The organism is Sinimarinibacterium arenosum, assembly GCF_005047655.1.
Classification (GTDB): Bacteria; Pseudomonadota; Gammaproteobacteria; order Nevskiales; family Nevskiaceae; genus Solimonas.
This window is the reverse complement of record NZ_SUKF01000002.1, coordinates 226,218-253,134: the sequence shown is the minus strand read 5'-3', so window position 1 is coordinate 253,134 and position 26,917 is coordinate 226,218. Positions and strand designations below refer to the sequence as shown.

Here is a 26,917-nt window from a genome sequence, read left to right as displayed (position 1 = left end):
TCAATGTGACGTCAACGCCTGTCCCCCGACAATCGCACCGCTCCGAAATGGGGCTTGTTCGACTCGGGAGTGCCAATGGCCACGGACACTGTTGCACACAAAACCGTCGCGGCGCCGGTCTATCACGATACCGTGATACGCCAGTTCTCCGTAATGACGGTCGTTTGGGGGATCGTCGGAATGCTGGTCGGCGTGATTATCGCGTCGCAGTTGATGTTTCCAGCATTGAATTTTGATGTTCCGTTTCTGACCTACAGCCGCTTGCGGCCACTGCATACCAATGCGGTGATCTTTGCGTTCGGTGGATGCGCGCTGTTTGCGACCTCTTACTGGGTTGTGCAGAGAACATCCCACACCGGACTGTTCCTGCCGAAGCTTGCGAGCTTCACCTTCTGGGGTTGGCAGGCCGTTATCGTCGCTGCAGCGATCACCTTGCCGCTGGGAATCACACAGAGCAAGGAATACGCCGAGCTGGAATGGCCGATCGATATCCTGATCGCAGTGGTGTGGGTGTCCTACGCCATCGTGTTCTTCGGCACGATTGCCAAGCGCAAGGTCAGCCATATCTATGTAGCCAACTGGTTCTATGGCGCCTACATCATCGCCATTGCGGTGCTGCACATCGTTAACAGTCTGGCGATACCAGTCAGCCTGACCAAGTCATATCCGATCTATTCTGGTGCAGTCGACGCGATGGTTCAGTGGTGGTACGGCCACAACGCGGTTGGCTTCTTCCTGACTGCAGGCTTCCTCGGCATGATGTACTACTTCGTGCCGAAGCAGGCCGGACGCCCGATCTACAGCTATCGGCTGTCGGTGGTGCATTTCTGGGCACTGATTTCGATCTACATGTGGGCCGGCCCGCACCATCTGCACTACACCGCGCTGCCGGACTGGGTGCAGTCCATCGGCATGGCGTTCTCGCTGATCCTGCTGGCACCGTCCTGGGGCGGCATGATCAACGGCATCATGACCTTGTCGGGTGCGTGGCATAAGCTGCGCGACGATCCCATCCTGAAGTTCATGATTGTGTCGTTGTCCTTCTACGGCATGTCGACCTTCGAAGGTCCGATGATGTCGATCAAGACGGTCAATGCGCTGTCGCACTACACCGATTGGACCATTGGTCATGTGCATTCCGGTGCTCTGGGCTGGGTCGCAATGATCTCGATTGGCTCGATCTACGTGCTGGTTCCACGCCTGTGGAACCGACCGAAGATGTACAGCATTCCCGCGATCAACCTGCACTTCTGGCTGTCGACCATCGGCACGGTGCTGTACATCACCGCGATGTGGATCGCCGGTGTCATGCAGGGTCTGATGTGGCGCGCGGTGGAGGACGACGGCACCTTGACCTACACCTTCATCGAAAGCCTCAAGGCGACCTATCCGTACTACGGCGTGCGTCTGCTCGGCGGTCTGACCTTCCTGTCCGGCATGCTGATAATGGCTTGGAACGTCTACAAGACGATCAGCACACCTGGCGCTGAACCGGTGCGCGCAAGCAGCAAGGGAGCCTTGGCATGAATCACGAATTTATCGAGAAGAACGTTGTCTGGCTCGGAGTCCTGATTGTCGTTGCCATCTCCTTTGGAGGCCTGGTCGAAATCGTTCCGCTGATGTTCCAGAGTTCCGTGACCCAGCCGGCCCCGGGACTGCCGATGCGAACTGCACTGCAGGTCGCGGGGCGTGACGTCTACGTCCACGAGGGCTGCTACAACTGCCACTCGCAGATGGTGCGCGGGTTGCATGAGGAAGTCCTGCGCTATGGTCCGCGATCGACCGCCGGTGAGTCGGTGTGGGATCACCCGTTCCAGTGGGGCTCCAAGCGTACCGGTCCGGATCTGGCGCGAGTCGGTGGGCGTTACAGCGACGACTGGCATATCACCCATCTGATGAACCCGCGCGACGTGGTTCCTGAGTCGAACATGCCGAGCTATCCGTGGCTGGCCGAGCAGATGCTTGATGGCGACGAAGTCAGGGCCGAAATGGTCGCGCTCAAGCGGGTCGGCGTGCCATTCCCCGACGACGAGATCGAAGGGGCTGCTGCTGCTGTTGCCGGCAAGACCAAGATGGATGCATTGATTGCCTTCCTGCAGTCGCTGAAGGCGCCGGCGGCCGCCCAGGCTGACGCCACAGCACCGGCCGCAGGAGGTGCGTCATGATCAGCGGAATACTGATCATCGTCCTGATGACGGGCTTTCTCTGCATCACTTGGTGGGCATACTCGTCGCGTAACAAGGAGCGGTTCGCGGATGCCGCGCAGCTGCCGCTGGAAGAGGACGCCAAGCGCAGCAACTGCACGGATGGCGGTGAGTGCTGCGGTGGCTGCAACTCGGAGAATCAGCGATGAACGTTCTGGAAATGTACTGGCATTGGTTCATTGCCTCGGCGGTGGTGTTCACGCTGCTGGGCTACTGGTGGCTGGTGGACGATACACAGCCTGAGAAAGGTTCCCGTCATGCCGGACCGAAGGAGAATGGTCGATGAGTACCTTCTGGAGTCTGTTCATTATTGTCATCTCGGTCGGTTCGATGCTTGGCTCGCTATGGCTGCTGTTTTCCAATGCCAGGGGCAAGATGAGCACCGAGGATACCGGCCACGTCTGGGACGATGATCTGCGTGAAAACAACAATCCCCTGCCGCGCTGGTGGCTGAATCTGTTTGTGCTCACCGTGATTTTCGCCGCGATCTATCTGGCGTTCTATCCGGGACTGGGAAATTTCGCAGGCACACTGGGCTGGACCTCCAACAAGCAGCTCGCCGAGCGGCTTCAGGTTGTCGAAGCCAAGCGCGAGGCACTGTTTTCGCAGTTCCGTGATCAGGATCCGGGCGCCTTGTCGAAGAACGCAGCGGCCTTGTCGCTGGGCCGCGACGTGTTCCTCAACAATTGTGCCGGATGCCATGGTGCAGATGCCAAGGGCGCGGTGGGCTTTCCAAACCTGACTGACCATGACTGGTTGTATGGCGGCACGCCGGAAACGATCGTCGCAACCATCACCAACGGCCGCAACGGCATGATGCCGGCACTGGGGCCGTCGATGGACAAGGCGACGCTTGATGCAGTGGTGCAGACGGTTGCGCACTGGAACGATCCCAAGCTGGATCCGGCGATCCGCGAAAAGGGTATGGCGCAATTCAACATCACCTGCATGGCCTGTCACGGCCCGACCGGGACCGGCAATCCGATTCTCGGCGCGCCGAATCTGACCGACAACATCTGGCTCTATGGCGGTAGCACGGATCGCATCCGCGAAACGCTGATGAAGGGACGCCAGGGCAAGATGCCGCCGCATCAGCCGCTGTTGTCCGCAGATGAAATCAAAGTGGTTGCTGCATACGTCTACAGCCTGTCGCAGAACTAGGCCGGACGACATGAAGGAGATAAATGACCCGCAGTTCGATGCGGCTGACGCGATTCTTCGCGCCGCCCGCGAGCGGGCACTGGGCGCGCGACCAGGGCTGCGCATGCTGGCAATCACCGGTTGGTCGTCGTTTCTCGGCGCCGTGGTGTTGCTGGCTGCGTGGCTGCTGGCAATACCTCACGACGACGAGACGATCGAATTCGGTCGTCTCGCCAGCGTGTTCATCGTGTTGTGGGCGCTGGCCGCTGTGCCAGCGCTCTCAGCCGCGATGCTGGCTCAACCGTCGCCCGGTGCTTTTGATCCTCCACGCCGTCGTCACTGACGGCACTTATACAAGGCATTCGGCAGGCGCATGAACAAGCCCGTTTCGACTCCCGAGCAGACCGTCACTTTCTATCAGTCGGCTGCCAAGATTTACGCGCGTGAGGTCCGTGGACGCTACGCGCGACTGCGCAACATCGCGATGTTCGCGTTGCTGGGCTTTTACTACGTCACGCCCTGGCTGAGCTGGAACGGTACCCCGTTCGTGCTGTTCGACCTGCCGCACCGACGCTTTCACGTTTTCGGCTTGACCTTGGTGCCGCAGGACTTCTACCTGCTCACCGCGATGCTGGCGATGGCGGCGTTCACGCTGTTCTTCTTTACAACGGTGGGAGGCCGCCTGTGGTGCGGGTATGCGTGCCCGCAGACCGTGTGGACAGAAGCGTTCATGTGGATCGAGCGTTACACCGAAGGCGACCGCTACGCGCGCATCAAGCTCGACCGCGCACCCTGGAGTGCACAGAAGATCCTGCGCAAGAGTGCCAAGCATCTGCTGTGGGGTATGTTCGCACTGTATACCGGTCTGACCTTTGTCGCGTATTTCGTGCCCGCTCCACAATTGTTCGCAGATGCGCTGCATTTCAATCTTGCCGGATGGGCGCTGTTCTGGAGCGTGTTCTATGGCTTCGCGACCTGGGGCAATGCCGGCTTTCTCAGGGAGCAGGTGTGCAAGTACATGTGCCCTTACGCGCGCTTCCAGTCGGCAATGTTCGACAAGGACACGCTGATCATCGCCTACGATGAAAAGCGCGGCGAGCCGCGCAAGAGCGCTGCGAAGAAAGAGGGCAAGGCTGCCGGTGACTGCATTGACTGCTCGATCTGCGTGCAGGTCTGCCCCGTTGGCATCGATATCCGAAATGGCCTGCAGTACGAGTGCATCGCCTGTGCGGCCTGCGTCGATGCGTGCAATGACGTCATGGATTCGGTCAACAAGCCGCGTGGATTGATTCGCTATACCAGCGATCATCACGACGAAACCGGGCACTTCCATATCTTCCGCCCGCGCGCCATCGGCTATGGCGTGATCTGGCTGCTGGTCTGTGCCGGATTCGGTGTACTGGTGCTTTTCCGCAGTCCGATCAGCTTTGACGTCGTACGTGACCGCAAGCAGCTGTATCGCGAAATGGTTGATGGTGGCGTGGAAAACGTCTACCAGATCAAGCTGTCCAACAAGAGCGACCAGCCGCATCGCTACCGATTGAGTGCCGTCTTCGTCAACCAGCACGGCGAAGACGACGATCTGGATGTGTCACTCGACCCCTCGGAATTCGACGCGGCTGCCGGCGCGCATGAATCGGTCACCATTACCGCACGCGCAGACGATCCGCATCCGGGTGTGTCGAAGCTGAAGTTCACGGTGCAGGCTGTAGATGCCGACGCTCATCACGATGATCACGTTGCAACCTTCCTTGCGCCCAGTGAGCGTCACGACTCGGAGCATGACAATGAGCACTGATAAATCCGTTCTGAAATCGAAACCGGTCGTTGAGCTGTTGCTGTTGATCGGTTTGCCGCTGGCCGTACTGATTGCCGGTGCCGTGACCACGGTGCTGGCGGTGCAACAGGGCTTCACCCCGGTGCCGGGTGCCGAGCACATCATCGGGCGTTGAAGCCCATGCGTCATCCGATCTGCCCATGACTGCCTCTGCCTATGCCGTCTATGACGGTGACGAGCTGCGTGACACCGTCAGTGCGCCAGTCGCTGGTGGGCGCCGAGAGGTCTTGATCGGTGTCGACGGCATGCACTGCGCGGCTTGTGTCGGGCGTATTCGCAAGCTGCTGGCCGAAGACTGCGCCGATCCGCGCATCAGTCTGACCAGCCGAACGCTGGAGTTCCGTTTCGATCCGGATCAGACGCAACTGTCATCGGTGCTCGAGCGGCTGGATCGGGCCGGATTCAAGCCGCAGGTGCTGGCGCAGGACCGAGGCCTCAACGCCATGGTCGGCGAGCGTCGCGATGCACTTGCGCGCATCGGTGTTGCCGTATTGTGTGCAATGCAGGTGATGATGCTGGCATGGCCCAGCTACACCGATGGCGGCGTGATTGACCCGCGCATTGATCAATTGCTGCGCTGGTCGCAATGGGTCGTCGCAACGCCGGCGGTTTTCTATGCGGGAAGGCCTTTCCTGCGTGGTGCCTGGCATGCGATTTCGGCGCGCAGTCTGAATATGGATGTGCCGGTGGCGTTGTCGATCTTGATCGCTTACGGCGCGTCGGTCTGGCGCACGCTTGCGGGTAGCGGTGAAACCTATTTCGATACCGCGACGATGTTCGTGATGTTCTTGCTGATCGGTCGCTTTCTTGAAAGCCGCACGCGAGCGCTGGCAGGCGAACGCCTTCGGCGTCTGGCTGGCAGTCGGCAGCTGACAGCCCAGCGCGAGACCGCCGCGGGCATTGAGACCGTGCCGATCAGTGTGCTGCAGGCGGGTGAGCGCATCGTGGTGGGGCCGGGAGAATCGGTACCGGTTGACGGCGTGCTGTTGGACACTGCGGCCGAGCTCGATGAGGCGTTGCTGACCGGAGAATCGCGGGCGGTCGTGCATCATGCAGGGGAGCGGTTGCTTGCTGGCAGCCTGAATCTGGGCCAGAGCCCGCTGCGTTTGACGGCCGAAGGTGTCGGTGCGGCAACGTGGCTGGCGCAGATCACTCATCTGTTGCAGCGTGCGCAGACTGAACGGCCGCGGTTCCAGATTCTGGCCGACCGTCTTGCCGGTGTATTCATTCTGGCCGTGCTGGTGCTGGCGTCGGCCGGTGCTGCGCTGTGGTGGCATGCCGGGATCGATCACGCGCTGTCCGTGGCATTGGCGGTACTGGTCGCCAGTTGTCCGTGTGCACTCTCATTGGCGGTCCCGGCGGCAATTGCCGCAGCAGGATCGCGCCTGGCGGCGATCGGAGTCCTGGCGGCACGACCGCAAGTACTGGCGCGATTGCCTGCAGTCGACACCGTGCTGTTCGACAAGACCGGCACATTGACGATGGGCGAGCTGTCGATCTCCGAAGTCACGGTACAGGCGGATGTCGAGCGTGACACCTGCCTTGCGCTGGCGGCAGCCTTGGAACGCGGATTGACGCATCCGATCGCGCGTGCATTTTCTGCCGTTCCCAGCCGGCTGTTCGCGCTGGAGCAGATCCAGGAAGTGGGTCGTGGCGTGAAGGGGCGCATCGACGGGCAGGACTATCGGCTGGGCGCGTTGGCTGCGTCGGCGCCGGAGGCTCAGGACGGCAGTACGCTGGTTGCGTTGCATCGCGGTGAACAGTGTCTTGCGACGTTCAGACTGTCGTCGACGATCCGCCCCGATGCGGAGGCGACGCTGGACGCGTTGCGTGCGCAGGGGATTGCGATCGAATTGCTGACCGGTGACGCCGACGCGCCGGCGCAGGACCTGGCGCGGCAGCTCGGCATCGAGCGCGTGCGCGCGCGGCAGACGCCGGAGCAGAAGCTGGCACGGTTGCGTGAACTGCAGTCGCAAGGTCATGTCGTCCTCGCGGTCGGAGATGGCATCAATGACGCGCCGTTCCTGGCTGCTGCAGATGTCTCCTGCGCGATGCCGCGTGGCGCGGCACTGACGCAGTCCCGAGCCGACCTGTTGCTGGTGGGCGATTCGCTGGCGGCACTGGCGCCGGCCCGACGCATCGCCACTTTGGCTGATCGTCGCGTTCGTCAGAACATTGCATGGGCGGTGATCTACAACCTGGCGGTGCTGCCGCTGGCCCTGGGTGGCGTGCTGTTGCCCTGGATGGCGGCGCTTGGCATGTCGCTGTCGTCGCTGCTGGTCGTGGGCAATGCGCTGCGTCTGGGGGCGGCTGACCGTGTACTTGGCAGTGTGTCGCATTCCGGCGAAAGCCCCCTCACCGAGGTGTGTGCCTGATGGAAATCCTGTTTGTGTTGATCCCCCTGGGCGTCACCCTGGTCGCTATTGCAGCAGGCGTGCTGATCTGGGCGGTCAAGTCGGGGCAGTACGACGATCTTGAATCGATCGGCCGGCGCATGCCGGACGATGAGCCTTGAGTGCGTCAAGGCACGAGCAAGGCTTGTGGCGTCACTGATTTGACGTGGATCAATGGCTGATTCCAGCCGTCCCCTCACACTGATGTCCACATAAAGACATCCCAGAGGGCGCGACTAGATGGACACTGATACGCTGGATTTACTGCATGCTCGCCGAGCTGAACTTGCTGAGCGACTCGACCGCATCCACCGTGACCGTACGCAGGCTGACGGCCCGGTGTCTCCGGATTTTGCCGATCAAGCGCAGCAGCGTGAAAACGATGAAGTGCTGGATCGACTGGAGCCGTCCACGGCTGAGCAGTTGCGGCAGTTCGAGCACGCGATTCAACGTGCTGAAAGCGGGGCCTATGGCATCTGCGAGGTCTGCGGTGAGCCGATCGACATGCGGAGGTTGGCGCTGCTCCCGCAGGCGACGGCCTGCACCGCTTGCGCCGAGGCGGCCTGAGCTTGCTGCCGTGAGTATTCGCAACGTCGGTGAAATTCTGGAGTTCATCCGCACGTTCCACCAGCGTGCTTCAAAGCAGTTTGAGGCGATGGCGGGCGAGGCGGACGAGACCAAGGTGGAGTGGCTGCTGCAATGGCTTGCCGAGCACGAGCGGCGTATCGCCGAGTCCGTTCGGGCCTTCGAGCGGGCGCCCGAAAACTCGAAGCTGATGCAGGAGTGGCTGCAGTATCTGCCCCAGCTGGAGGCGATCCCATTGCGGCTGCCGCAGCTAAAGGACGCGCTGACACTGGATGATGCGCTGGTGCTGTCCGAAGCTTTTGACGATTACCTGGTGCAGTTACTCGAAGCCGTCACGGCCACGTGTCAGTCGGACCAGGTGTGCGAGCTGTTTCGCAGCTTGCTCGATCAGGAACGCGGCGATGAGCGGTTGAAGGCGCGCAACGTCGCGCAGTTGCAGGACGTCTGATGCGGATCCGATGATCGAACTCAGCATTCCCGCACTGTTCGCCGCCGGCCTCGCTGCCAGTCCGCATTGCGGCTTGATGTGTGGTGCGTTCCAGGTATCGCAGTTGCAGACCCGCGGACGGGTACCGCTGGCGCGTGCAGCAGCCTTGCTGCATTGCGGTCGGGTGGTGGGCTATGCCGGATTCGGCGCGGTTGCCGGGGCATTGGGGCAGTTGCTGTTGAGCGATCTGCCGCAGGCTGACTGGGGTCGCTGGATTCAGCTGGCCGCTGCGGTGCTGCTGGTCGGCGTCGGCGTGCATCAATACCGGCGCCCACAGCGTCGCCGTGGTGGTTGCCATCCTCCGGTGACTCCAGGGCGATGGCAGTCGTTGCCGGCCAGCCTGCGTCTTTTCATGCAGGGCGTGGCGTGGGCGGCCATGCCCTGTGGCGTGTTGTATTCGGTCCTGGGGCTGGCAGCCTTGTCCGGCAGCGCCGTATTTGGCGCCGCCTTGCTGGCGGCATTTGGACTGGGTTCATTGCCGGTCCTCGGTGGCAGTGGCGCTTTGGTGGCCTACGCCGGTGGTCTGCAGGCCATGCGCCGCACCGGCGCAGTCGTCCTGGTGGCGATGGGCGTGACGAGTGCGTGGTTGGCGTTGTGGCATCCGGCGGCCTTTTCCGCCTGGTGCCATTTGTACTGAGAATTTGGAGGAACGCCGTGGCATTGGGCGAAACGAAAATGAATAAATCGACGGACGCCGGGATTCATGTGGTCTGTCCGCAGTGTGATTCGATCAATCGAGTGCCGCGCCTGCGCCTCGACCAGAAGCCGGCCTGTGGGCGCTGTCACCAGGCTTTGTTCTCCGGGCATCCGATCACCCTGCATGGCGGAAATTTCGACACTCAGGTCTTGCGCAGCGATTTGCCCGTTGTGGTCGACTTCTGGGCATCGTGGTGCGGTCCGTGTACCGCGATGGCACCGGTGTTTGAACGGGCGGCCGCGGCGATGGAGCCCCGGGTGCGCTTCGGCAAACTGGAAACCGATGCCAACACTGCGATTGCGGCCAACTACGCCATCCGCAGCATTCCGACGCTGGTGCTGTTCCATCGGGGACAGGAACTGGCCCGCATCAGCGGAGCCATGAGTCTGAATGGACTGATCGACTGGGTGCAGCGCCAGACTGCCGGTCTGGGCGCTCGGCCCACGGGGCGCTGAACCTGGCGCCCGCCGGCGGCGCTCGGCGGGCCAAATCCTGGCGAGTCCGGCAGGGGCTGACTGTGCGATCCTGCACGCAGGACGATCGAAACGTGTGGCGGCGCTGCAAGCCTGACGCCCGCACGCTACGCTTTGCCGCTTTGCAACCGAACCAACGCCTTGGAGCCTGCATGCCGCTAACCGAAATCCCGCCACCACTGCCGCACGAGCAGGTCCAGGTGATTGAAGCTCCGGTTGGCAAATATCGCCAGCACGTGCGCATGGGGCAGCATCTGAGTCAGGCGGATGAGCCAGTCGATCTCGGGGGCGAAAACAGCGGGCCGAACCCCTATGAATTTCTGCTGGCGGCGCTGGGAGCCTGTACCAGCATGACCTTGCGCATGTATGCCGATCGCAAACAGATGCCGCTAACGCGCGTTGCCGTCGATTTGCGTCACAGAAAGATTCACGCGCAGGACTGCGCCGAATGTCACGCGCGTGAAGGTCAGCTCGATCAGATCGAGCGGGTGATCACGCTTGAAGGAGATCTGAGCGACGAACAGCGCGAACAGTTGCTGGCGATCGCCAACAAGTGTCCGGTCCATCGCACCCTGACTTCGGAAATCCGCATTCTCAGCCGCCTTGCGGAATAAGGGCGCATCCTCCTCCGCTGCATGTCTGGCGGCGGGCCATGATGTCACGCTGACCGTCGCCGAGACGGGTCAAACTTTGCCACACTGCGAGCACGCTGTTACCTGATGCGCGGAGCCGTGGACGCAGTTCGGTGTAGTCGCTCGCACTGCCGTCAATGCGGATCACCGTGGACATTGATCGGCCATCGGCCGAGCAGAAACGCAGGCTGATTCCCCGGCCTTGGGCGGCGACGGCAAATCCGCCATCCACCGTCCCAGCGACGCTGGCGTCGCGTTGCATCGACTGGTCGTCGACCAGGACCGCGTCGGAGTAGGGGCGGCCGCTGGCGTCGTATGCACGAGCAACCACGCCGGCGTGGCGCAGGTCGTCGCCGTGCCGTTGATGCCAGGCGATGACGAAGCCGCCGTTAGCCAGTTCATCAGCGTCCGGAGTATCTGGCAGCAGCTCGCCGCCGCCTGAATCGATCCGCAACGGCAGCAGATCGAGCTTGCGGAAATCTGCCGCGTAGCGCCGCGCATAGATTCCACGGCCGATGGCGACGTCGCCAAAGATCAGGCCGGATGGCGTGTCGTTGTGCACGACCAGAACGAAACTGCCGTCCCGCGAGACGACCAGCGATGGCCGGCGGATGTTCTTCAAAAGCGACTGACCCAGCGTTCTTTGCCGGCCTTCGGCACGGCCGTCGCCCAGATAGCGCTGAGCGATGATGGATGAGATCTTGCCGCTGCCGACGATGATCGGAATTGTCTCGGTCCAGACGGCAAGCAGGCGATTGTCGCCATCGATCCCGAGCGCCATCCGCGGGGCAAGGTCGCGGCCGTCGGTGTTGAGCAGGAACTCACCGCCGTCTGGGCTGCCATTGGCTGTATATCGCTGCGCATACAGCCCGATCCCCGGACCGTTCTGCGCATTGCTGGCCCAGCCGATCACGAAGCTGCCGTCGGCGGCGATCGCCACTTCGGCGGCGAACTGATGATTCTTCGTGTGACTGTTGACCTGGAATTCATCGCCGAGCGGACTGCCGTCGCTCGAGTAACGCTGCGCGTAGATGCCGCTCAGGCTACCGTCCTGGCCGAAGCTTTCCCACGCCACGATGCAGGTGCCCGACGTGTTGCAGGCCAGCGCCGGATTCTGTTGTGCACTGGTCGTTTCGGTGTTGACCAGCACTTCGGCTGCGGGTGCCGCCGGAATCGGTACAGCAGCAGCGGCGCTGGCGACGGCGATCAGGGCCCACACGAACACAGCAATGCGTGGCAGCGTGGCAAAAACGTTCATGGCTGGCGCGAGAAACGCTGGAAGAATGCCCACATCAGGGAGGTCGCATTGATGTCATGCGAGGTCACGCCAAGACTCGGGCTGAAATCCACCGCGCCTGGCCAAGTGTGCCCACCCCCGCTGACGGTATACAGCTCGACAGCCTGGCCTTGCGTGCAGTTGGGGTAAGCGCGCAAATGAACCCGAGTGCCATCGTCGATGATGTCCGGCAGTTCGGTGCCGCTGAATCCGCCACAGCCGTTGGATCGGGCCCAGAATGCGGCGGTGTCCTGCACCGACTGCAGCAGCAGATTGCCGCCGTATGCTGTCAGCGGATCGTCGGTGCCGTTGATCATCAGCATCGGCGTGCCCAGGGTCGGATCGCACAAGTCGGCGTCCAGGTGATACAAGGAACCGCCGACCATCAGGCCGGCGGCAATCAGTTGCGGCCGGCGGCAGGCGTACAGCGCAGTCATGAACGCGCCGCCGGAGTAGCCACCCATGTAGATGCGGCGGGCGTCGACGCCCCGTGCCTTGGCGTGCGCGATGACTTCATCCAGGTAACGCACGTCGTTGACGTACTTGACGTAAGTGGAGCTCGCGTTCCACTTGCCACTGAGCGCCTGCGGCAGCACGACCCAGACGCCGTAGTCGCGCACCAGTCGGGCGACGCCGGTGAGGTCGGCCATCGGTGCCGGCGTGCCGTTGAGATAGTGCAGCAGCACGATCGCCGGCGGCGGCTTGCTGCCGGATGCTACGGTGGGGTAGAGATACAGAACCTCGCGCTGGCGTCCGTCAACGCTGAATTCCTCACGCAGGGAGGAGACGTTCTCGACTGCCGCGACGTCGTATGCCCACGCCAGCGTCAGGTGCGCGCAGCTGATCACTGCGCAAACCATCCATACGATCCGGCGAAGCGTCATCGGGCGTTTCCGACACAAGCTTAGGGATGACGATACGCGAGCGACGCATGTCGCACGTTGATGACCTCGTCGCAGAATGACGACAAGGAATGTCGGAAAACTCTGTACTGGCAGCGAGCAAAACGAGTAACAGTCGATGCCTGGCTTGGTTGCATGCGGCTTGCTTGGGGCCGAGTTGCCGCGCCGACGTGCCGCTTCAGGTCCAGATCACCAGACCAAGCCCGTAGCCGATCACCAGGCCGGCGAGTACACCTCCGAAGCCTTTGGCCACGATCAGGGCCATCTGACGGCCGCCAATACTGGCAACGACCCCGAATTTGAACGCCAGATTCGAGGCATACGCGATCGCGATGGTGGCGGCAACGACGCTGCCCTCGATGCGCTCGCCACGGAACATCTGCAGGGCTGAAAGGCTGATGGCGTCGACGTAGGTCAGACCGGACACCAGCGCAACGGCGTACAGGCCGGCGTCGCCAACCGCTTCGTTGAGCCAGGCAACCAGCACCATCACGCCGGTGAACATCAGGGCAAAGGTCAGTGCGGTACGCAGCTCCGCCGGATTGCGTACATCCAGTGTGACGGTGATCTGGGTGCCCTTGAGACGGCGGTGCGCCAGCAGTGGGAGCACTGAACCCGCCGCGAGTGCGCACAGCAGCGTCGGGATCAGCGAGGACAGCACCGCCGGAGCGATGGCCGCAGCAATCAGGCCCAGCCGTACCAGGACCGTAAGATTGGCCAGCAGGACCACCAGCGCAGCGCTCTGTGCAGTGACCGTGCCGGCCCGTACGTGGCGTGAGAACGCCAGGGTCGTGGCCGTGCTCGATACGCTGCCGCCGAGCAGGCCGACCAATGCCAGTGCACGCTGACCGCCGAACCATTTCAGTACCGCGTAACCGGCAAGACTCAGGCCTGAAATCAGCGCCACCATCAGGCCCATGCGAAACGGATTGATGACCTGCCACGGGCCGTAACCCTGGTCCGGCAGCAACGGCAGCAGCATGAAGGCCACGGCGGCGAACTGCAGGATCGACAGCATGTCGGCACGGGATACGTGATCCGAAAATTCGTGGAGCTCGGGCTTGAAGTACAGCACCAGCGTCGTGGCAATCGCCAGAGCCACGACCATCTCGGTCTGTCCGTACCACACCAGCACACCCAGCAGGTGGCACAGCAGCAGCGCGATCACCGAGGTGTAGCCGGGATCGGTCGCGCGTTGCGGGTCGCGCAGGTAGCTGACGATCGCAATCGCAATCACTGAAATCAAGCTGGCGGGAATCAGCCACGGGGTTGTGGCGTACTGCGTGATCGCAGCCGCGGTGGTGCCGAGCAGCGCGACCAGGGCATACGTGCGCACGCCCGCGGCCTGCGCATGCGAGCGTTCGCGTTCCAGCCCGATCAGTAAGCCAATGCCGAGGCTGATCAGGTAAATGCGGAGAGCAGCGAGCGGATCCATAGCGGAGTCGAGCCAGGTAGACGCGGGTGGATGACGACACGCACACATCCGGGATCGTCCGGGTGGCGCTGACGTGTAAAGCCGAGACGCTGGGCGAGGCCGAGCATGGCGCTGTTTTCCAGCAGCACGTCGCCATAGACCTGAGGCACCTTGCGCGCGGCGGCGTAAGTCAGGATGTCCTCCATCAGCTGGCGACCAAGGCGTTGACCGACGTAATCGTGATGCACCAGCACGGCGTACTCGGCTTCCTGCAGATCCGGGTCCATCACCACGGTCGACAGGCCGATGACGGTGTCGTCGTCGTCCTGCGGCACGGCAACCAGCGTCATTTCGCGGTCGTAGTCGATCTGCGTCATGCGCGCGGCCATGGTGTGCGTGAACTGGCGGATGTAGCGGAAGAATCGCAGCCGGATCTCTTCGGGGTCTGCCAGCGACAGCATGCGGATCAGAGCCGGCTCGTCGGTCGGGTGAATCGCACGGATGCGATAGGGGCGGCCGTCGCGCAACAGCGCGCTGTGTTCAAGTTCCGCCGGATAGGGCGCCAAAGCCAGACGGTCGCGTTCCGGTGGCGCTTCGCAGTCGACCAGGATGCGCGCGGAACCGATTTCGGCAATCTCGTCGCCCGGCACCAGACGGATGTCGGCCTCATGCAGCAAGGGCTGTTCGACCGCGAACTGCGCCAGCCGCGCGAATGCGGTGGCGTAGTCGCGCACGCGCAGTCCAGGCGGCGCTTCATTGCGCGAGCCGAGACCCGCTTCACGGAGCTTGATGTCGGCCAGCACATCATCCAGCGGCGGCAGGGCATAGACGGTTGGCGCGGACATCGACGCTGGATCGAGCCGCAGCTCCAGATGCATGCCCAGTTGCGGATGACGCCGCAGGCGCACCCGCAGGCCGCGCCCTTCGCCGCCCATCCACGCGGCGGCTTGCAGGCCGTAGGCCGCCATCAACGCCTGCGCTTCTTCCGCGGTCAGGGTTCGTGGACTGGCCCGGCGCGGTGCCGCTACCAGTTTCGGCGGGGCGCCGTTCTTGTGCACCACCGGGTCCAGGGTGGGCGTCTGCATCAGGATTTCCTGCGTGCGTCGGTGCTCGCGGCGGTACCGCAGCGCGCGGGCGGCCGCCTCCACGGAGGCGAACGCAGCGATGCGCGACTCGGCGCAGATCCGGACGGCGGGCGCTGTGCGGGCCTGGCCCATGAACGCCACGATCAAGCGTTCGCGCAGCCCGGAATCGACCAGCGCCTGTGCCAGCAATGCATCGTCACGTCCCGGGGTCGGGCTGCGTACAAACAGCACGGTGTCGAATTCGGGGGTCGACAGCGCAGTGCGCAGTACCGCCACGGTCTGCGCGTCGTCGGCCAGGCCGATGTCGATCGAGGCTGCGGAAACCTGCGCGCCCGGCGCCTGCTCGACGATGCGTTCGGCAATGCCGTCGCCCGGGGCGCCCGGAGTCAGCCCTTCGCGCATCAGCGCAGCGCGGGCCAGCTGGCAGATGCCGGAGCCGGTGCCGATGACCGCGATGCGTCCGGTGGTGGCTTCGCCGACACGCTCCAGTGCGGCCAGGGCGGAAAATAGCGCGGTGACGCGGTCGACTTCGACCAGGCCGGCACGGCGGAATGCTGCCGACATCACCGGATCGAGCAATTGCCCATCCGCCCCTTGCGATGGGGTCTGCAGCACGATGACCGGCTTGGAGCGCGCGCAGGCGCGCGCGGCTGACATGAATTTTCGCGAACTGGCGATGCGTGACAGCTGCAGCACGACCGCATGGGTGCGGGGGTCCAGCGCGGCGTAGTCGAGCAGATCGCCAACGTCGACGTCGGCTTCGCCGCCGGTCACCGCGAGCCATGAAAAGCCGAGCGCGTGGCCCGCCGCCCAATCCAGCGCGGCACCGGCAATCGAGCGCGACTGCGCAATCAGCGCGGTGGTGCCCGGTGCGGGGAGCTGCCACGCTGACGCGCCGATGCCGTAGGCGTGCGCGGCGCCGGAGCTGTAGGGGCCGAGCACGCGCAAGGTGACTTCGCGACCGGCCCGCAGCACCGGCGCCGGCACCGGTGTGTCGCTGACCCAGATCATGCCGCGGCAGCCGCGGGCGGCGAGTTTGCGGACCACTGCAGGGTTGATGGCAGTGGGATCCAGTACCACTGCGAGTTCGCCGTCGACGACGTCCGAGGGGCGTCGTGCTGTGGTCCAGCCGTCGCGACTGGCGCCGAGCATGCTGCGTCGTTCGACCGGCAGCGGGTCCAGGCTGCGTAGCAGCTCGACCGAGGGGGCGTCCTGTGGCTCGCCGATGACAATGACGCCGCGCGGGCGGAACAGGCTGTCGAGGTGGCGGATGCTCATGTGTGGCTTGGGGGGCTGAGTGTCAGTGGATCGGGATCAGAGTGGCATCATTTCGCCGCCAAGGAACGGCGTCAGGAATGCTTCAACGCTGCGTGCCAGCGCGGTCAGGTCGTATCCCCCCTCCAGCGTCGCGACAATGCGGTTCTGCGCGCTCGACTCGCCCAGATCCTTGATCAGCGAGCCAAGCCAGCGGTAATCCTCGTATTGCAGGCGCAAATCCCCCATCGGATCAGCCGCGTGCGCGTCGAAGCCGGCTGAAACCAGAATCAGCTCGGGGCGGGTGCGCTCCAGTGCCGGCATCCATTCATTCAGTACGGCGGCTCGAAAAGCTTCGCCGTGGGTGTATGGACTGAGCGGGACGTCAATCAGATTGATTGCGTCGGGGACGCCAGTCCAGTACGGATACAGGGGATGCTGATAGGTCGAAAGCAGCAAGACCCGCGGATCGTTTTTGAATATGTCAGCCGTGCCATTGCCGTAGTGCAGGTCAAAATCGATGATGGCAACGTGTTCGAGTCCGTAGCTGAGTGCATGCGCGGCGGCAACGGCGACATTGTTGAAAAAGCAGAATCCCATCGTGCGTGCGCGTTCGGCATGGTGGCCGGGCGGGCGTACCGCGCAGAATGCCAGGCCGGCTTCGCCGCGCATCACCAGATCGACCCCGAGAACACCGGCGCCGGCGGCTCGTAGTGCCGCATCCACGGTGTAGCGATTGAATGCGGTGTCGTTGTCGACCACGACGCGAACGTCGCCAATGCGGCGGTGGCGCAGAACGTGGTCGATGTAACTCGATTCGTGCACGCGTTCCAGTTGGTCGCGGGTCGCGTCCGGTGCCTCATGCCGGCAAACGAAGTCGCCGAGGCCGCTGGTCAGTAAACGATCCTCGATCGCGGCCAGTCGCTGTGGCGATTCCGGATGATCTTCGTCGATCTGGTGGCGGCTGCAGACCGGATGGCTGATCCAGGCCACGGGCAGGTTGGCGCGCATGGGGGCTCCTCTAGATATTGATATCCGCGTGCGGTGGTGTCTGGGCTGCAGGGTTCGGGGTACATCTCATCATCGTCTGATCGACGCGCCTCGCCAAGCGGCACAGTGTCGGTTCCTGGATGTGCGGATGCGTTGATCCGCGTCAGCGGGCGCGGGTCCGATTGATCAGAATCAATGAACAGGCTTCGGCGCCGGGGAAATACTCTTCTGCCCGATCCGGGGGGTCACCAGGAGACCTGTCATGCAACCAGTGGTCTGGAATCCTTTGCGGGAGATGGATGACCTGTTCCATTCGCTGCGTCGTGGCTTCGGGCGCGGGATGCCGGCAGAAATGGGCAAGGATATGGCCAATTGGGCGCCGGCCGTAGACATTAGCGAGAAGGAGACCGAGTACCTGATCAAGGGTGAATTGCCCGGCGTCAAGCGCGAGGATGTCGACATTTCAGTCGACAACGGGATTCTGACGCTGTCCGGTGAGCGCCGCTTCGAGAAAGAGGACAAGGACGAGAAGCACCATCGCGTGGAGCGCAGTTACGGCGGTTTTTCGCGCAGTTTCGCGCTGCCGGAGAATGTCGCTATCGAGCAAATCTCCGCGGACTATCAGGACGGTGTTGTCACCGTGCACCTGCCCAAGGTCGCCAAGACCAAGGCTGAGACCAAAAAAATCACGGTAACCTGAGTGCCGGCGGCTCTCCGTCGCCGTTAGAATGATGGCGATGGAGACTTTGAATTCCTCTGCGCATGCTGCCTCGAGCGACCAGCTGTCTGCACTGCTGGATGCGGCAGCTGATGCGATGGTGCTGATTGACGAGTGCGGGAATATCACGCGCTTCAACGCGGCAGCAGAACGCGTTTTCGGTTACCGACCTGCCGAAATTGTTGGGCGCAACGTTAACGTGTTGATGCCGCAACCTTTTCGCGACGAGCATGACGGCTACCTCAATCGATATCACGCCACCGGCGTACCCCGAATCATCGGCATCGGGCGCGAAGTTATCGCGCAGCGGGCTGATGGCAGCACCTTTCCGATAGATCTGTCGGTTGGCGAGTTTGCTGACGGCGATGAACATGGCTACGTCGGCATCCTGCGCGACATCACGCAGCGCAAGCGGCAGGAGGAGGAGCTCCGACGCAGTACGGAGGAATTGCGGCTGGTGTTCGAACATGCGCCGACAGCAATCACCATTACCAGCCTCGATGGCTATCTGCTCAAGGTCAACCGTGCGGCGTCGGAGCTGCTGAGCTATGCGCCCGACGAGTTGTTGAGTGCGCGCCACGACGATCTGATCTATCCCGATGATCGAGCGATTGCACGGCAGCACTTCCAGCGCATGAGCCTGGAGGGTGGTTCCTGCACCTGTGAGCTACGCTACCTGCGTAAGGATGGCAGCGTAATCCATGCCACGCACTACGCGGCGGTCATTGACGATGAGCGGGGACTGCCGCAGATGCTGATTGGCGAAATCGTCGATCGTACTGCGCTGTTCGAGGCCAACCGCGAAGCCGACGAGCTGCGTGATCGTCTGGCGCATGTTGGTCGTATCGGCACGCTCGGTGAGATGGTCAGTGGCATTGCGCATGAGGTGAATCAGCCTCTAACGGCCATTGCCAGCTATGCCAGTGCATGCCGGCGCATGATGCTGGGCAACCAGGCCAGTGCGGGCGAGATGCTCAGCATTCTCGAAAAGATCGCGACCCAGGCCGAACGGGCCGGGCAGGTCATCCGCGGGCTGCGTGCGTTGGCCAAGCGTGCCGATGCCGAGCGTAAGTTGCTCGACAGCAACCAGTTGGTGCGCGATGTCGCGCGCCTGGTCGAGTTTGAGTTGCGCGGCGACGGTTTCGATCTCCATTTGCGGCTGGAGTCGGATTTGCCCCCGATCTCTGGCGACGGCATCCAGATCCAGCAGATCGTGCTCAATCTGGTTCGCAATGCAATGGAAGCGATGAACGACGCGGGCATTGTTGGCGCCATTACACTGGAAACGCTGACGCCTGAGCTGCACTGGATCGAGATCCGCGTATCAGACTGTGGTCCGGGGCTGTCGCCAACGGTCGTGCAGCGTCTGTTCGAGCCTTTTTTCACCACCAAGCCGCAGGGTATGGGGCTGGGTTTGTCCATCTGTAAATCGATCGCCGCCGCCCATGGTGGCGAGCTGAGCTACTTCTTGAATGAACACGGCGGCACGACATTTGCGCTGCGGCTGCCGGCAGCAGATGAGGGAGAGCTGTCGTGAACGACCGCGAAGTCACTGTCTTCATTGTCGATGACGAGGAGCCAATCTGCGACAGCGTCAGCTTGCTGTTGCGCAGTGTGGGGCTGCGTACGCGCACCTTCAACGACCCGCAGCAGTTCCTGCGGGAGTACACGCCCGATCACCCCGGCTGCCTGGTGATCGATGTGCGCATGCCAGGCATGAGTGGTCTGGACGTTCAGCGCGTTCTGAGTGAGCGGCGTTGCTCGCTGCCAGTGATCTTCATTACCGGGCATGGTGATGTGCCGATGGCAGTGGAAGCCATGCGGGCCGGAGCGTTCGACTTCCTGCAGAAGCCGTTCAATGACGAGGATCTGATCCGCCGCGTGCAGAAGGCGCTGGAACAGGATGCGCGTGAGCGTGCGGAACTCCAGCGCACCGATGAGATTCAGGCGCGGTGGTCTTCACTGACCACGCGCGAACGTGAAGTGGCGCAGATGCTGGTCGATGGCGGTGCCAACAAGGCGATCGCGCTGGATCTGGATATCAGCGAACGCACCGTTGAGCTGCATCGGGCACGGGTGATGCAGAAAATGGAGGTGCGGTCGTTGGCACAGCTGGTCAAGCTGGTTATGACGCTGCGCCAGGCTTGACGGGTGATGCTGGAAATATTTGCTTCAAGCCTTTGAAAATAAAACAAATAGAGCAAAACGGGCGGCAGTGTGACGTTGCCGTGAATACGTAGTTCCCCCAGTGGGGTCTGCGGAAGGTCCGAATGTTTCCGGACGTGCAAAAAGATCAATCTGCGTCTCACGTTCACCGGGAGATGCACCATGGCCTTCGATTCAGCCCCCAGCTCGCGCTGCAAGCCCAATTGCTCGATCTGCCCCGCAGGCAGCCGCTGTTTCACTGGTGGGGTCTCGATGGAGGCGCTGAATCAGTGGAACGACGCGGTGCAAACCCACATGCCGGTGTTCCCGGGTAATGGCGCGCTGTTCTCGGCAGGTGACGTCGCCGAAAATCTGTATCTGGTTCGTGCCGGCTGCATCAAGACCTACACCGTCGATCAGGATGGCAATGAGCGCATTCGCGGGTTCCATCTCCCGGGCGATCTAGTGGGTTTGGACGCGCTGGCGCGCGATCGCCATCCCTGCGGCGCGGCAGCGGTCGAACCCTCGCAGGTCTGCGTCATTCCGCGCGCTCGGGTTGCGGCGCTGGCGACAAAGTCCCCGATTCTGTTGCAGCGCCTGCTGCAGCGCACCAGTCATGAGCTGTCGGCTGCTCTGTCTCTGTCCGGCGACTACACCGCAGAACAACGCGTCGCCGCGTTTGTGCTGTCGATGGCCAGCCGTCTGGGCGGCGCATCGGATCGCGTCCGTCTGCCGATGACGCGTCGTGACATTGGCAATTACCTGCGCTTGGCGACCGAAACGGTGTGCCGCGTCATCACGCGACTGGAGCATCAGGGTGTGCTCGAATCCCGCGACAAGACCTTGACTGTGCGCGATCACGCACGATTGACCGAGCTGGCTGAGCCGGTTGGCTTGAGCAGCATCAGCAGCGATTGGGCGATCGCAGCCTGATCCGAGTCTGGGGCCGGTCGCGGTGACCGGAACGAGCGCCGAGGGGCGCGGGCGAATGCAGATTCAGCTGCGCAATATCCAGCAGCTGTTTAATTCGCTCGACCCCTCGCCATTTTCAGAGCGCGATCTGGAACCCGGCGCGGAAACCTATTTGGTCGATTGGGCGAGGGAGCTTCCGCATGACGCTCCATTGACGCTGGCGCTCTATCTTCAGGAGTGGCCCGATCTGATCGATCCGCAGCAGCGTGTCAGCGATGCAATCCACCACTACTTTTCCGACCGCGCGCTCGGTCGCGATGCCGAGACCCGCGAGCAGTTACGCCGGGGGCGTTTCAATCTGCTGATCGGCATAGGCTTTCTGGCCTTGTGTCTGCTCGTGGCGGAACTGCTGGGCAATGCCAGCGAGCGAGGTCTCCTCGGCAATTTTCTGTACGACGGACTGACCATCGTCGGCTGGGTCGTGATGTGGCGTCCGCTGGAGACGTTTCTGTTCGACTACTGGCATTGGCGACGGCAGTCGCGGATCTACCGGAGGATGGCGGCGATGCCGGTTGAGCTGCATCGACTTGCCGATATCCAGGCGGATGAAGGCCCGTCGATGGATCAGCGACGCTAGAGCGTGATCCGCTCGCCCAGTTTCGGGATCAGTGTCGTCGCGCCGCAGCGACTTTCCAGCGTTCCTGCCAGAGCCTCCTGTGCCTGCGGCTCGCCGTGCACCAATGCCACACGTGGACGGTTCGGGCACTGACGATACCAGTGCAACAGGTTGTTGGCATCGGCATGCGCCGACAATCCGTGAATCGTGTGGATCTTGGCCGCGACCTTGATCGTCTCGCCCCACAATGACACCGATTGCGCGCCATCCTGCAGGCGCCGGCCCAGCGTGCCATAGGCCTGATAGCCAACCAGCAGCACGTGGGTGTTTGGCTTCCACAGGTGATGCTTCAGGTGGTGGCGGATGCGACCGCCGCTGCACATGCCGGCGCCGGCAATGATCAGCGTTCCACCCTTGGCATTGTTGAGCTGCTGCGATTGGCCTGGTGTGCGCGTGAACTGCATGTTCGGCAAACGGAACTGCTGGTCCGCGAATTCAACGGCATCGGCGCCGAGCAATCTGGCGTGATGGGCATAGATCGATGTCGCCTGTACGCCGAGCGGGCCATCCAGATGCACGCGCCAGCGATCGAGATTCCAGTCCTCGTAGTGCTGGTGCAGGAGCAGCAGGATCTCCTGGGTGCGTCCCACTGCAAAGGACGGAATCAGCACGATGCCGCCGTCGGCATGGGCTTGATCCAGCACTTCGTGCAGATGTTCAACGGTGCGGTTCCACGCCGGATGGATCCGGTCGCCATAGGTGCTTTCGAGCAGCATCAGATCGGTGGCCTGTGGCCGCTCGGGTGCGCGCATCAACGGCGACGTGCCGTTGCCCAGGTCGCCGCTAAAGGTGATGCGTCGCGTGTTGTCGCCGTCGCCGATGCTGAGTTCGACAAACGCGGCGCCCAGAATGTGGCCGGCGTCGCGGAAGTGCGCGACCACCCCTGGCGCCACCTTGATGGCCTCTTCATATCGCGCGCCGCGGAAAAGCTTCAGGGCGTCAGTGGCATCCTGCTGTGTATATAGCGGGGCAACTGGGGCGTCACCGCGCCGGACGCGCTTGCGCGATTCGAGGCGTGCATCCATCTCGTTGAGGTAGGCGGCATCGCGCAACATGATCCGGCACAGATCGCGGCTGGCGCGATGGGTGAAGATCGGGCCGCGGTAGCCCGCCTTGTACAGCAATGGCAGGCGACCTGAGTGATCCAGATGGGCATGCGTCAGGATCACCGCGTCCAGTTGATCAACGTCGAACGCAAATGGAGCCGCGTTCAGCGCATCCTCGGCATCGCTGCCTTGAATCAAGCCGCAGTCGATCAGCACGCAGGCCCGTTCGGTCCTGAGCAGATAACACGAACCGGTTACGCGTTCGCAGGCACCTAGAAACTGCAGTTCAGGCATCAGATCTCCACGGGAACAAGCGAGCGCTGCAGAAGGCTCTGGCGACGGTGCAATCCCTCCAGGTCGAACACTTCGGCGAGCTTTGTAGTATGGCGCGGAGCGCGCAGCAGCAGGATATCGCAGGTCGTGCAGCTGATCATCGCCTCGGCGGTGGTGCCCAGAAAGAGGCGGTCCGCGGAGTTGCGGTGCAGGGAGCCGAGGACCAGCAGATCGGTGCGCAGCAGTGCCGTGAGCGCAGCAATCGACTGGGCTGGATCGCCGTCTGGCAGAAATTGCTGATCGGCCGCAATGGAGTGGCGCGATGCAAATTCGAGAAAGGTGTCGTGGTCGTTGCGGCGCAGGTCTTCGTGAAGATCGCGCAAGCCGGGTGGAACGTCGTCATCGACCGGACGCAGCGTGAAGACGTGGGCGAGATCAATCGTCGCGTTGGCATACAGTCCCAGCTGCTGGGCCATGGCGACAATGGAATCATTGAGCTGGGAGCTGCGCTGCGTCGTGTCGACCGCCGCCAGAATCCGCCGCGGCAACAGTGTCGATGGGGAACGTACCAGCATCAGGGGCGCTGGGCAGAAGCGCAGTAACTTCCAGTCTGCCGGCGACAGCGCAGGGGTCGAGTCCTTGCCGACATCCTTGATCACGAGATCGGGGCGCAGATCGAGGGCGCGATCAATCAGTGCCTCATGCAGGGTGGGGGCCCAGCGGCTGTCGATGTGGACGTTGAGTCCCTGCGCGATGAGTCGCCGTGCAGTCTGTTCCAGCCAGCCGCGGCGGCGCTCGATGAAGTGTGCCTTGAGCTGCTGCGCTTGCTGAGGGGGAATCAGGTCGGCGCTGGCATCGATCAGCGCATCGTGATCGCACAGACACAGATGCAGTCGCGCGTTCGCGCTGCGCGCAAGCTCAATGCCGCGCTGCAGCGCCGGCGTCTCGTGCATGGCACGATCGACGACGACAAGGATCCTCTCGACAGGTTTCACGCGGACTCCGACATCGGTCCAGAGTGGACGTGCGGCTTGCGGTTGACACTGACGAGGATCAATGGCCCGTCAGTACATCGAGGGGCTCACCGATGCGCGCGGCCCATCGGTCGCGTCGCCAGATGATGGTCGGCGTGGTGTATCAGGGAGTGATAGTCGCTGCCGTTCTCGGGGAACCGGGCAATCGCAATGCGGGGTTGTGGCGTCAGGTCGGCGGTCAGATCCGGCATGGGGGCACTCAACTTTGCCAGCAGTTCATCCCGTACGCGTTCGCTGCGTGTGCCGTCATGGTCGACAAGCTGAACGGCGTATTCGCCGGCAGCAATGACGCCTGCGCAGTCGTCGGAGTCCAGCGCCGAGCGGATTCTCTTCCCGATCTCCGCGACGACTGCTTCGGCAATGTCCAGACTGATGGCACTGACGCCACTGTAGAATTCGGCAAGCGAGATCAGCAGCACACTCCACGGCTGTTCGTCGGGCGTCGCGCAATCCTCCGACAGCTTGAGCTCGAAAGCAGCACGGGTCATCAGCCCCGAAACCGGATCGCTGCCACTACGCAGTTCCTGACGCTGGCGCTGAGCGATTTCTTCACTGACGTCATCGTGCAGTGCGAGGTAGTAGCTCCAGGCGTCGCCGTCCGTGATCGGCGAGATGGTCTGGCGCACTGTATACGCCACTCCGTCGCGATCACGGTCCACTGTTTCTCCGGACCAGACTTTGCCTGAGCGGATCGTGCTCCACAGATCGCGGTAGTAGCGCACGCCCTGGCGACCGGATTTCAGGAAGCGCGGGTTCTCGCCAATCGCTTCCTCACGGGTGTGTCCGTACAGGCGGGTGAACGCCTGGTTGCACCAGACGATGGTGCCTTCGCGATCGGTGATGAAGGCAGCGTTGCCGGCGCTGTCGAGCGCGGCGGACAGCAGCCGCTGCTGTCCGAGGTAGGCCACATCGTTCAGGTACTGCGCGATATGTTCCCGCAGCTCGGCGAGCTTTGCCGTCATCGAATCGCCGGCGAATTCATTGGCGTTGCTGCTGAAGGCCTGCAGCAGATAGCGACCATCGGTGGTCTCGATCGACACGGCCCACCCACAGGCCAGACGATCCTTGCGCGCAGACTCGTACCAGCAGACGAAGCGTTCGTCGTCAAGGCTGAGTGTGACCGGTTGTCGCGATTCCAGCGCCATCGCTGCGAGGCCGCGACCGACGACAGAACCGTCCCAACGTTCCGGAACCCGCTGCAGGTCCATCCAGAGATGGTTGTCACTGGAGGTGGCGACAATGCTGATGGTGCCCTGCTTGTCGTAGTGTCCTAGCATCAGCAGCGGCAGGCCCAGCAGTCCGGCACCACCGCGGGCGATGCGTTCCAGCGCACCCTCAGCAGGCGGCTCGCGCACGGCGCTGACGTAGAGCGGATAAAACAGTGCGTCGAGTGATGCAGGCTTGGTCATTCATATTGTCCGACTGACGAACACCAGACTGGATGATGTCTACTGCTGCAGCATTGATCGAAGTCAGTCCGGGTGGAGACCTTTGCCGCTACGGTGCACGATGGGCGCATGCATTCAGGACAATTTCGCTTGAGCGAACCTACCGCCAGGACCGGCCTGCCGAACGCGGTGTGGGCTTTGGGTCTTGTCAGTCTGTTCATGGACGTCTCTTCGGAGATGATTCATTCGCTATTGCCGGTATTCATGGTCAGCGTGCTCGGTGCCAGCGCCGTGACCATCGGTGCGATTGAAGGGATCGCCGAAGCGACCGCGTCGATGGCTAAGGTCTTCTCGGGAGCCTTGAGTGATCGTATGGGCAAGCGCAAGCCGCTGGCGCTGCTCGGTTATGGCATGGCCGCGCTGACCAAGCCGATGTTTCCATTGGCGGGGTCGGCCTCGGCGATTTTGCTGGCCCGTTTTGTCGACCGCATCGGCAAGGGCATCCGTGGCGCGCCGCGGGATGCATTGATCGCCGATCTGACGCCGGCAGCCGTTCGTGGCGCAGCGTTTGGCCTGCGTCAGACGCTGGACACGGTGGGTGCATTCGTTGGCCCAGGACTGGCCCTGTTGTTGATGGTGTTGTTTGCCGGCGATTTTCGGGCGGTGTTCTGGGTCGCGGTGGTGCCGGCACTGTTGGCGGTTGCGTTGCTCGCGCTGTTCGTGCGCGAGCCACCGCGCGCGGGTGCCGCTTCACCGCCCCTGGCACTGGGGCTGCGCGGCGCATGGGCATTGGGTCGCGACTATCAGCGTGTGTTGTGGGTTGGGGGGCTGTTCACCCTGGCGCGATTTTCCGAAGCGTTTCTGGTTTTGCGCGGGCAGTCGCTGGGGCTGGCTGACGCTTACGCTCCGCTGATTCTGGTGGCTTTGAATCTGGCGTTCAGCCTGACGGCCTATCCGGCGGGGCGACTGTCGGATCGCGTTGCACGGGTTCGGATCCTGCGGGTGGCATTGGTGGTCCTGGTGCTGGCCGACGCCGTGCTGGCCTGGGCACCGAACCTGCCGACCCTGTTTGCCGGCATTGCCTTGTGGGGGCTGCATCTGGGTCTGTCGCAGGGACTGTTGTCGGCCATGATTGCCGACGTCGCGCCGGCCGAACATCGCGGTGCTGCCTTCGGCTGGTTTCACTTGCTCACCGGCGTGTTGCTGCTGGTCGCCAGCACGCTGGCCGGCGTGCTGTGGTCCCAGGCCGGGCCCGCGGCGACATTCATCGCTGGGGCGGTATTCGCGGCTGCCGCGACCTTGTCGTTGCATCGTCCCGGCGTGCGCTGAGGTTCAACGCTGGCGTGCGCCGTACTG

General features: G+C 62.8%; 29 protein-coding genes. 21 read left to right on the top strand and 8 right to left on the bottom strand.

The features are described 5' to 3' along the window. The first annotated feature begins 75 nt into the window (after positions 1-75). The 15 genes from ccoN (at position 76) to E4T66_RS04610 (ending at position 10,430) form a co-directional block, all read left to right on the top strand. Positions 76-1,527 carry a cytochrome-c oxidase, cbb3-type subunit I gene (ccoN, locus tag E4T66_RS04670; protein ID WP_136847744.1) on the top strand — a complete coding sequence of 484 codons (1,452 nt, stop codon included), beginning with the start codon at positions 76-78 and terminating at the stop codon, positions 1,525-1,527. Next, positions 1,524-2,165, top strand: coding sequence for a cytochrome-c oxidase, cbb3-type subunit II (ccoO, locus tag E4T66_RS04665; protein WP_136847743.1), 642 nt, complete (start codon positions 1,524-1,526; stop codon positions 2,163-2,165). Before ccoN ends, ccoO begins: the two co-directional genes overlap by 4 nt. Then, complete coding sequence (locus tag E4T66_RS04660) at positions 2,162-2,353, top strand: cbb3-type cytochrome oxidase subunit 3 (protein WP_136847742.1); 192 nt, start codon at positions 2,162-2,164, stop codon at positions 2,351-2,353. Before ccoO ends, E4T66_RS04660 begins: the two co-directional genes overlap by 4 nt. Next, positions 2,350-2,490 carry a hypothetical protein gene (locus E4T66_RS21285; protein WP_169577475.1) on the top strand — a complete coding sequence of 47 codons (141 nt, stop codon included), beginning with the start codon at positions 2,350-2,352 and terminating at the stop codon, positions 2,488-2,490. Before E4T66_RS04660 ends, E4T66_RS21285 begins: the two co-directional genes overlap by 4 nt. Next, complete coding sequence (ccoP, locus tag E4T66_RS04655; protein WP_136847741.1) at positions 2,487-3,365, top strand: cytochrome-c oxidase, cbb3-type subunit III; 879 nt, start codon at positions 2,487-2,489, stop codon at positions 3,363-3,365. Before E4T66_RS21285 ends, ccoP begins: the two co-directional genes overlap by 4 nt. A gap of 10 nt (positions 3,366-3,375) precedes the next feature. Then, positions 3,376-3,687: a hypothetical protein gene (locus E4T66_RS04650; protein ID WP_136847740.1), complete on the top strand. Its 312-nt coding sequence runs from the start codon at positions 3,376-3,378 to the stop codon at positions 3,685-3,687. Positions 3,688-3,717: 30 nt separating this feature from the next. Then, positions 3,718-5,142, top strand: a complete 1,425-nt coding sequence (gene ccoG, locus E4T66_RS04645) for a cytochrome c oxidase accessory protein CcoG (protein ID WP_136847739.1) — start codon at positions 3,718-3,720, stop codon at positions 5,140-5,142. Beyond that, a complete protein-coding gene (locus E4T66_RS21280) occupies positions 5,132-5,296 on the top strand; it encodes a hypothetical protein (protein WP_169577474.1) in 165 nt (54 codons plus the stop codon). The genes ccoG and E4T66_RS21280 overlap by 11 nt, the downstream gene beginning before the upstream one ends. Positions 5,297-5,321: 25 nt before the next feature. Beyond that, entirely contained in the window at positions 5,322-7,556 is a 2,235-nt protein-coding gene (locus E4T66_RS04640) for a heavy metal translocating P-type ATPase (RefSeq protein WP_136847738.1), read from the top strand. After that, the gene (gene ccoS / locus E4T66_RS04635) at positions 7,556-7,696 is read left to right on the top strand and encodes a cbb3-type cytochrome oxidase assembly protein CcoS (protein ID WP_136847737.1); all 141 of its coding nucleotides are present in this window, start codon (positions 7,556-7,558) and stop codon (positions 7,694-7,696) included. Before E4T66_RS04640 ends, ccoS begins: the two co-directional genes overlap by 1 nt. Before the next feature lie 118 nt (positions 7,697-7,814). Then, positions 7,815-8,141 (top strand): TraR/DksA family transcriptional regulator, encoded by a 327-nt coding sequence (locus E4T66_RS04630; RefSeq protein ID WP_136847736.1) that lies wholly within the window; start codon positions 7,815-7,817, stop codon positions 8,139-8,141. A gap of 10 nt (positions 8,142-8,151) precedes the next feature. Beyond that, positions 8,152-8,607, top strand: a complete 456-nt coding sequence (locus E4T66_RS04625) for a hypothetical protein (RefSeq protein ID WP_136847735.1) — start codon at positions 8,152-8,154, stop codon at positions 8,605-8,607. A gap of 10 nt (positions 8,608-8,617) precedes the next feature. Then, the gene (locus E4T66_RS04620) at positions 8,618-9,283 is read left to right on the top strand and encodes a sulfite exporter TauE/SafE family protein (protein WP_136847734.1); all 666 of its coding nucleotides are present in this window, start codon (positions 8,618-8,620) and stop codon (positions 9,281-9,283) included. Positions 9,284-9,321: 38 nt separating this feature from the next. Then, a complete protein-coding gene (gene trxC, locus E4T66_RS04615; RefSeq protein ID WP_136847733.1) occupies positions 9,322-9,798 on the top strand; it encodes a thioredoxin TrxC in 477 nt (158 codons plus the stop codon). A gap of 170 nt (positions 9,799-9,968) precedes the next feature. Next, entirely contained in the window at positions 9,969-10,430 is a 462-nt protein-coding gene (locus E4T66_RS04610; protein WP_136847732.1) for an OsmC family protein, read from the top strand. Here E4T66_RS04610 and E4T66_RS04605 read toward each other — a convergent pair. The 5 genes from E4T66_RS04605 to E4T66_RS04585 all read right to left on the bottom strand — a co-directional run bounded on the left by E4T66_RS04605 (position 10,411) and on the right by E4T66_RS04585 (position 17,390). Then, a complete protein-coding gene (locus E4T66_RS04605; RefSeq protein WP_136847731.1) occupies positions 10,411-11,706 on the bottom strand; it encodes a hypothetical protein in 1,296 nt (431 codons plus the stop codon). The two genes, E4T66_RS04610 and E4T66_RS04605, sit on opposite strands and share 20 nt — an antisense overlap. After that, positions 11,703-12,608: a CE1 family esterase gene (locus tag E4T66_RS04600; RefSeq protein WP_136847730.1), complete on the bottom strand. Its 906-nt coding sequence runs from the start codon at positions 12,606-12,608 to the stop codon at positions 11,703-11,705. Before E4T66_RS04600 ends, E4T66_RS04605 begins: the two co-directional genes overlap by 4 nt. 196 nt (positions 12,609-12,804) lie before the next feature. Continuing rightward, complete coding sequence (locus E4T66_RS04595; protein ID WP_169577473.1) at positions 12,805-14,061, bottom strand: MgtC/SapB family protein; 1,257 nt, start codon at positions 14,059-14,061, stop codon at positions 12,805-12,807. Continuing rightward, a complete protein-coding gene (locus tag E4T66_RS04590) occupies positions 14,028-16,403 on the bottom strand; it encodes a bifunctional acetate--CoA ligase family protein/GNAT family N-acetyltransferase (RefSeq protein ID WP_136847728.1) in 2,376 nt (791 codons plus the stop codon). The genes E4T66_RS04595 and E4T66_RS04590 overlap by 34 nt, the downstream gene beginning before the upstream one ends. A 36-nt stretch (positions 16,404-16,439) precedes the next feature. Then, positions 16,440-17,390, bottom strand: coding sequence for a histone deacetylase family protein (locus E4T66_RS04585; RefSeq protein ID WP_136847727.1), 951 nt, complete (start codon positions 17,388-17,390; stop codon positions 16,440-16,442). 241 nt (positions 17,391-17,631) lie between these two features. On the opposite strand from E4T66_RS04585, the gene E4T66_RS04580 reads away from it, so the two are divergent. From E4T66_RS04580 to E4T66_RS04560, 5 genes are all read left to right on the top strand, one after another. Further along, the gene (locus tag E4T66_RS04580) at positions 17,632-18,069 is read left to right on the top strand and encodes an Hsp20/alpha crystallin family protein (protein WP_136847726.1); all 438 of its coding nucleotides are present in this window, start codon (positions 17,632-17,634) and stop codon (positions 18,067-18,069) included. A 37-nt stretch (positions 18,070-18,106) separates the two neighbouring features. Further along, the gene (locus tag E4T66_RS04575) at positions 18,107-19,624 is read left to right on the top strand and encodes a PAS domain-containing sensor histidine kinase (protein WP_169577472.1); all 1,518 of its coding nucleotides are present in this window, start codon (positions 18,107-18,109) and stop codon (positions 19,622-19,624) included. Continuing rightward, positions 19,621-20,235 (top strand): response regulator transcription factor, encoded by a 615-nt coding sequence (locus tag E4T66_RS04570; protein ID WP_136847724.1) that lies wholly within the window; start codon positions 19,621-19,623, stop codon positions 20,233-20,235. Before E4T66_RS04575 ends, E4T66_RS04570 begins: the two co-directional genes overlap by 4 nt. Before the next feature lie 180 nt (positions 20,236-20,415). Then, positions 20,416-21,165 (top strand): cyclic nucleotide-binding domain-containing protein, encoded by a 750-nt coding sequence (locus tag E4T66_RS04565; RefSeq protein ID WP_136847723.1) that lies wholly within the window; start codon positions 20,416-20,418, stop codon positions 21,163-21,165. A gap of 55 nt (positions 21,166-21,220) precedes the next feature. Next, positions 21,221-21,781 carry a hypothetical protein gene (locus tag E4T66_RS04560; protein ID WP_136847722.1) on the top strand — a complete coding sequence of 187 codons (561 nt, stop codon included), beginning with the start codon at positions 21,221-21,223 and terminating at the stop codon, positions 21,779-21,781. Here E4T66_RS04560 and E4T66_RS04555 read toward each other — a convergent pair. From E4T66_RS04555 to E4T66_RS04545, 3 genes are all read right to left on the bottom strand, one after another. After that, complete coding sequence (locus E4T66_RS04555; protein WP_136847721.1) at positions 21,778-23,160, bottom strand: MBL fold metallo-hydrolase RNA specificity domain-containing protein; 1,383 nt, start codon at positions 23,158-23,160, stop codon at positions 21,778-21,780. The genes E4T66_RS04560 and E4T66_RS04555 overlap by 4 nt on opposite strands. After that, on the bottom strand, positions 23,160-24,134 hold the full coding sequence (locus E4T66_RS04550; RefSeq protein ID WP_136847720.1) for a universal stress protein: 975 nt from the start codon (positions 24,132-24,134) through the stop codon (positions 23,160-23,162). The genes E4T66_RS04555 and E4T66_RS04550 overlap by 1 nt, the downstream gene beginning before the upstream one ends. An 86-nt stretch (positions 24,135-24,220) precedes the next feature. After that, complete coding sequence (locus E4T66_RS04545) at positions 24,221-25,582, bottom strand: sensor domain-containing diguanylate cyclase (RefSeq protein ID WP_136847719.1); 1,362 nt, start codon at positions 25,580-25,582, stop codon at positions 24,221-24,223. A 108-nt stretch (positions 25,583-25,690) separates the two neighbouring features. On the opposite strand from E4T66_RS04545, the gene E4T66_RS04540 reads away from it, so the two are divergent. Then, positions 25,691-26,890, top strand: a complete 1,200-nt coding sequence (locus tag E4T66_RS04540; RefSeq protein WP_136847718.1) for an MFS transporter — start codon at positions 25,691-25,693, stop codon at positions 26,888-26,890. Positions 26,891-26,917 lie beyond the last annotated feature (27 nt).